At 66.7% G+C, this 1,022-nt stretch carries 1 protein-coding gene; it reads left to right on the top strand.

Annotated features, from left to right (window positions below; translation table 11 throughout):
• Positions 1 to 59: 59 nt before the first annotated feature.
• Positions 60 to 1,015 (top strand): IS630 family transposase gene (locus J7U37_RS24795; protein ID WP_247637480.1). Its coding sequence is split into 2 segments (ribosomal slippage): positions 60 to 399 and positions 399 to 1,015, totalling 957 coding nucleotides; the frame shifts between segments, so codons are not numbered across the junction.
• The last annotated feature ends 7 nt before the right edge of the window (positions 1,016 to 1,022 follow it).

Below are 1,022 nucleotides of genomic sequence, written 5' to 3'. Positions count from 1 at the left end.
GGGTTTCGAGGGCGGCGCAGATGTGATTCGATGCGCGGCTTTCCAAGGAGGAGAGCTGGATGCCCTCAGCCCTGTCAGCCGATCTGCGTGAACGCGTCGTGGTGGCGATCGAGGCAGGCGCCTCACGCCGGGAAGCCGCTAAACGGTTCAAGGTCAGCCCCGCCAGCGCCGTACGCTGGCACGAGACCTTCGTGCGGGAAGGGCGCACATGGGCAAAGCCGATGGGCGGCGATCAGCGCTCGCACGCCATCGAGGCCCAGGCCGACCTGATCCGGCAGACCTACGAGGCGAAGCCCGAACTGTTCCTGCGCGAGCTACGCGCCCGACTGGCCGAACACGGCCTGCGGGTCGGAGTCAGCAGCCTGTCCCGTTTCTTCAAGCGCCACGGCATCACGCGTAAAAAAACACCGGTCACGCCGCCGAGCAGGATCGGGAGGACGTGAAGGCGGCCCGCCTGGCCTGGTTCGAGGGCCAGCCCGACCTCGATCCGGACAGCCTCGTGTTCCTCGACGAGACCGCGACCAACACGAAGATGGCGCGTCGCTACGGGCGGGCTCCACGGGGCGAACGCTGCCGGGTGGCCGTGCCGTTCGGACACTGGAAGACCATCACGGTCACGGCGGGGCTACGGGCCAGCGGCCTGACGGCGACCGCGCTCTTCGACGGACCGATGACCGGCGCTCGCTTCCGCAGTTATGTCGAGGAGACCCTGATCCCGACCTTGAAGCACGGTGACACGGTCGTGCTCGACAACCTACCCGCCCACAAGGTCAGCGGCATCCGCGAGCGCATCGAGGCAGCCGGTGCCCGCCTGCTCTACCTGCCGGCCTACTCCCCCGACTTCAACCCCATCGAACTCGCCTTCGCCAAGCTCAAAGCCCTTCTGCGTGCCCACGCTGCTCGCACGCTCGCAGACCTCTCCGACACCATCAAGCAAGCCTTCGGCCGCTTCACACCGGACGAATGCCGTAACTACCTGATGGCCGCAGGCTACGATGCCTTTGACCCAACTTGATCGGGTG

Origin of the sequence: Methylobacterium sp. 37f (genome assembly GCF_023093475.1) — a bacterium.
In the GTDB taxonomy this organism is placed as follows: domain Bacteria; phylum Pseudomonadota; class Alphaproteobacteria; order Rhizobiales; family Beijerinckiaceae; genus Methylobacterium.
The sequence above is the reverse complement of the archived record's forward strand: the minus strand, read 5'-3'. Positions and strand labels throughout refer to the sequence as shown.